Genomic DNA, 4,801 nt, shown 5'->3' on the forward strand with positions numbered 1-4,801 from the left:
TATTCATCGGTTTGTAAATACCCTTCAAAGTTATCGAGTATTTTTCGGGGTGCATCTTTGCTACGTCCTTTTTGGTAGTCAAACACCACCATTCTTTTTAAGGGGTCATGGTAAACCCAATAATAGCCCTGATGTGTACTTCCTTTTTTTTGTTTGTCAAGAACCCTAGTTGGGGTTTCATCGGCTTGTAAATAACTCCCATTTTTGATGGTGTTAACCATGGCATCATATAATGGCTCAAGCAAAGACCCTAATTGCGACACCCACGAATCAATGGTAGAGGGAGCGATTTCAATTTCGGAGCGTTTAGAAATCTGGCGTTGGCGATACAAGGGTAAATGATCCACATATTTATTTGTCAGGATAGAACTTAAAAGCATATTTCCAGCCATACATTTTGCTATAGGGCGACTGGGCATATCTGCAATCAAAACACCATCCTGATTGGGCTTTTCGTATTTTGGACGAACAATCACCAACTTAAAAAATGATGCTGGTAAGTATTCTAGGATCTCGGTTCTTTCTTCACCAATTCTTTTTAAACCTTCAATATCTTGCTCTGGCTCAATGATGATTTCTTTTTCTTCAAGAGTCTTTGGCAGTTTGTTTCTGCCTTTGTGATTAGATTTTTTGGCAACTTTTTCTTTGGTTAAGTCTTCAACAGTTTGGTTAGGCTCTTTTTGACCACCATTTTTCTCATTAAGTTCTTCAAAGGAAAGATGAAGTTGGTTTGGATCAACAGGAGCTTTAACGAAACGTTCGCTTTTGCTACCAAATAACATCCTTTGCATTTGTTCGATCCACTGCTTTTGTGTTAAGATGGTTTCCTCTTTTTGTTTAAGGGTAGATTCTTGCACTTGAATAATCTTCAAAAGCTCCTCTTTAGACCTATTTTTTAACCCTTTTCCCATGAGGCATGGGATAAGCCTAAACACCCTGATATCCTTATGCTTTCGGACTAAGTTATACAGTTCATTTTGTGGGTAAATAACGCTTCCTTTTTTTGGTTTTTTCAAAATCTATTCCACGTAAAATGAAGTATAAATCTTCCTGCAATAGTTCGCTGTTTAATGCCTCACTAAGGGCGGTTGGTCGTTTAAAAGTGCCCTTTTCCAAACGTTTATAAAAAACTACAAGGCCATCCTGATCCCAGAATATTATCTTTATGTGTGTTCGTGGCTTATTGATGAAAACAAACAGATAGCCAGTCATTGGATCCAACTGCATTTCATTTTGCGCTAGCCCATACAGTCCATTAAATCCTTTTCTCATATCACAGGGCTTCGAATATAGGAAAACTTTTGTGCCAAGTGGAATACCAAACATTTAGCTGTAGATTACAATATGAGTTCCTGACAGTGTGGTTAGCTCTAGGATTTTTTGTGAGCTAATGAAATCTTTCTCTGACAAACATATTTCCTGAAAGTTTGACTTTCGAGCTTGCTCTTTAGTCAGGTTCATCTTATTATATTGACCAATCCAATAATTAAGTTTATGATAAGTTATAGGGTGCTCGTTTACAAATTGTTGTTTTGTCAATCCGCTTTTATGCCAAGCTTCCACCATAGTAAACATTTCTTCTTTTTTCATCTTTTTTTTGAGCGCAAATCTCTGCGAAATCAGCTTATTAGAAAAGATGGAGTTGGTCGGGTGCTTACTTTATGTATGTCAAAGATAAAAGAGAAACTAGTATGATATACAAAAGCCTGGTTTTATATATAAATTTTGAAAAATGATTTTTAGGTAAAAATTTTATCATTTTAGGTGGTTTTGGTTTTTAATTAATATTGTTTTAATTATTGACAGTAATAAAACTATAGAGCTTACTAAAATAAATAAAATATTCTGTGTAAGGCTGTTTTTTTAAAAAACAATTGTTAATTATTTGCAAATTAAACGAATTGAAATAGGTATTCATTCAGCTTGATAAACTAATGAAGAAAGGATATACCGAAAGATTAAATGGCTCTTTAAGAGGAGGGTTGTTAAATGTTTTGGTATTTGAATCATTAACTGAAGTTGAACCAAAGTGGAAGAATGGATGATGGATTGAAACTATCATCGTCCTCATGAATCCTTAATAATAAAACACCAATAGAAATGCTAGGAATTTGAGCTAGAAAGTCTAATTTTGAATGGACCGTAAAAAAAGGGAATCTGACATTATGATTGTTAATAAAATAAATTTGAAAGACATAGCTTTGAGTAAAAAAGATAAAACTTTACTCATTGGAATTCTTATTGTAACACTTTTGGTATACCTTCAGTCCCTTTCTTTTGACTTTGTAAACTGGGATGATGATATTTATGTGTTCAATAACAATAAGGTTAAAAATCCATCTATAAAAAATATTGGGTCTTTTTTTATGGAAGGAAATACTGCTAACTACCATCCAATAACTATGCTTAGTCTATCTCTAAATTACTTATTGGGGGAGGATAATCCATTCGGATACCATTTGTTTAATTTGGTTTTTCATTTGTTTAATATTGTTCTATTGTATTTGTGGGTACATAAAACTTGGCCAAAGCAGGTGTATTTTCCACTGTTTGTTGCTGGGGTTTTTGCATTGCATCCCATGCATGTAGAATCAGTAGCGTGGATTTCTTCTCGTAAAGATGTACTTTTTTTCTTCTTTTATTTTTTGGCTTTATTAGCTTATTCTAAATATGGTGAAAGACGAGAAAAGAAATACATATTGATTACATTGATGTTCTATATATTGTCGGCTTTATCGAAACCAGCCGCTGTTGTTTTTCCGATTCATTTATTGCTAGTTGATTATTTAATGGGACGTGAATTAAATCTAAGAGTTTTTATTGAAAAAATTCCATTTATAATTGTTTCTGTTGTGATTGGGTTAGCTACAGTATTGGTTCAAACAGATTCAGGAGCCGTTAATGTTAATGCATTTTTGTTTATTGAGAGAATTCAACTGGCTAGCTATGCTGTAAATTTATACCTTATGAAATTTATAGTTCCAGTTCATCTCTCATCATTCTATCCATACCCAAATCGACCCTTTGAATGGTTTGTTAGTATTGCGCCTCTGTTTTCATTGGGTTTAGGAGCATTATTAATCTGGTTTTATAGAAAGAATAGAAATGTAATTTTTGGAGTTCTATTTTATTTAGTTTCATTAATACTGGTTTTACAATTTGTTACTGTAGGGAGTGCTATTATTGCGGAGCGATATACTTATATGTCATATATTGGGGTTTGCATAGCATTGTATTTTATTCTCTATGACCTGATTAAGGTGGAGAATGTAAATTCAAATCGAGTTCGAAATATCATACTCCTTTGTTTAATTGTTTTCTCAGCATTTTCATTGAATAGGGTTAAGATTTGGAGGAATGGTGAAACATTATGGACCGATGCAATCGAGAAATTCCCCGAAGTTGCTGGTTCATGGGGAGGAAGAGGCGTGTATTATCGTATGGAGAAAGAGTATTCAAAAGCATTATATGATTTTAATAGAGCCATTGACTTGAATCCCGATGAAGCTATGTTTTATAGTAATAGAGGGAATATTTATTTCGATTTAGGAAAAGATATTCAGGCTTTTGCAGATTATAATAATTGTATTCAACTTGATTCTTTAGATGAGAATGCTTATGCAAACCGTGGTGCCATTATGGGGAGACAAGGAAGATATAAAGAAGCTATTTTAGATTTGACAAGTGCAGTGAAAATCAATCCTGAATTTGTAAATGCATTTATGAATAGAGGAATTATTTATGGGCAGCTGAACCAAAGACAAAATGCTAAAAAAGATTATAAAACCTGTTTAAAAATAGATCCTACTAAGGATGCCATATGGAACGCATTAGCAATAGAGCATCAATATCTAGGAGAGTTTGATTCTTCTTTAGTGGTATTAAATACGGCATTAGAGTTGAAACCGAATGAAGGCACTTACTATTTCAACAGAGGAATTTCACTCAGGTTATTGAAAAGGCAAAAAGAGGCTGACATAGATTTTTATAAAGCTCAAAAATTAGGGGTAGAAGTCAATCCTGGGTATTATCAACCAATCAATTAAGTATGAAGTGGAATAAAAAAAATGGTTTTGAGTTGTTGTGGTTAATTGTTGTAACATTGGTATTATATTGGCCTTCCTTCTTTTTTGATTTCGTGAATTTTGACGATCAGCTTTATGTTTTAAACAATGGTTTTATTATAAACCCTTCATTATCTTTATTATTAGATGGCTCAGGTACTGGAAATTTTCATCCACTTACCATGGTGAGTCTGAAATTAGATCACATTTTAGGAGGAGGAGCTCCAATTACTTTTCATATTACCAATTTTTTCTGGCATTTGTTTAACTCAATATTGGTGATGATTCTGATAAGAAAGTTATTCCCTAAAATCAAAGGGTCAGCTTTTTTTGCCGCTTTAGTATTCGCTATTCATCCTATGCATATTGAATCTGTCGCCTGGATATCAAGTAGAAAAGATGTGTTATATACTTTTTTCTATTTAGTTTCTCTACTCAGCTATGTTAATTATATAAGTAGAGGGAACACAAGTTATATCGTTTTTACTATCATTGCTGCATTTTTATCATTGCTATCTAAACCAGCAGCTATTACTCTTCCTATAGCTCTTTTACTCATTCATTTTTATATAAAACGAAAAGTAGAATTAAAAAACATAATAGGGTTACCCATTTAGTTCACAAATAGTTGTATATGAGTATATTATTTTGTAAATTGTATTCAAATTCAGGAACGATGAGGATACTAAAAAACATTGATAGACAGACGTTTAAAGAAAGATTTACAACAAAAGAAG

At 32.9% G+C, this 4,801-nt stretch carries 5 protein-coding genes; 2 read left to right on the plus strand and 3 right to left on the minus strand.

Features of this window, described 5'->3' with window-relative positions; all coding sequences use genetic code 11:
• The 3 genes from HNS40_RS21575 to HNS40_RS21585 form a co-directional block, all read right to left on the minus strand.
• Positions 1–911 (minus strand): IS66 family transposase (locus HNS40_RS21575; protein WP_172284791.1); only part of this gene is annotated, 911 nt, incomplete at its 3' end.
• A gap of 61 nt (positions 912–972) precedes the next feature.
• Positions 973–1,326 carry an IS66 family insertion sequence element accessory protein TnpB gene (gene tnpB, locus HNS40_RS21580; protein WP_256367567.1) on the minus strand — a complete coding sequence of 118 codons (354 nt, stop codon included), beginning with the start codon at positions 1,324–1,326 and terminating at the stop codon, positions 973–975.
• Positions 1,327–1,590 (minus strand): hypothetical protein, encoded by a 264-nt coding sequence (locus tag HNS40_RS21585; RefSeq protein WP_172284793.1) that lies wholly within the window; start codon positions 1,588–1,590, stop codon positions 1,327–1,329.
• A gap of 596 nt (positions 1,591–2,186) precedes the next feature.
• Between HNS40_RS21585 and HNS40_RS21590 the strand changes: the two genes are divergently transcribed.
• Positions 2,187–4,046 carry a tetratricopeptide repeat protein gene (locus HNS40_RS21590; protein ID WP_172284794.1) on the plus strand — a complete coding sequence of 620 codons (1,860 nt, stop codon included), beginning with the start codon at positions 2,187–2,189 and terminating at the stop codon, positions 4,044–4,046.
• 2 nt (positions 4,047–4,048) lie between these two features.
• Positions 4,049–4,681, plus strand: a complete 633-nt coding sequence (locus HNS40_RS21595) for a glycosyltransferase family 39 protein (protein ID WP_172284795.1) — start codon at positions 4,049–4,051, stop codon at positions 4,679–4,681.
• Positions 4,682–4,801: the final 120 nt, after the last annotated feature.

The organism is Lentimicrobium sp. S6, from assembly GCF_013166635.1.
Classification (GTDB): Bacteria; Bacteroidota; Bacteroidia; order Bacteroidales; family UBA12170; genus UBA12170.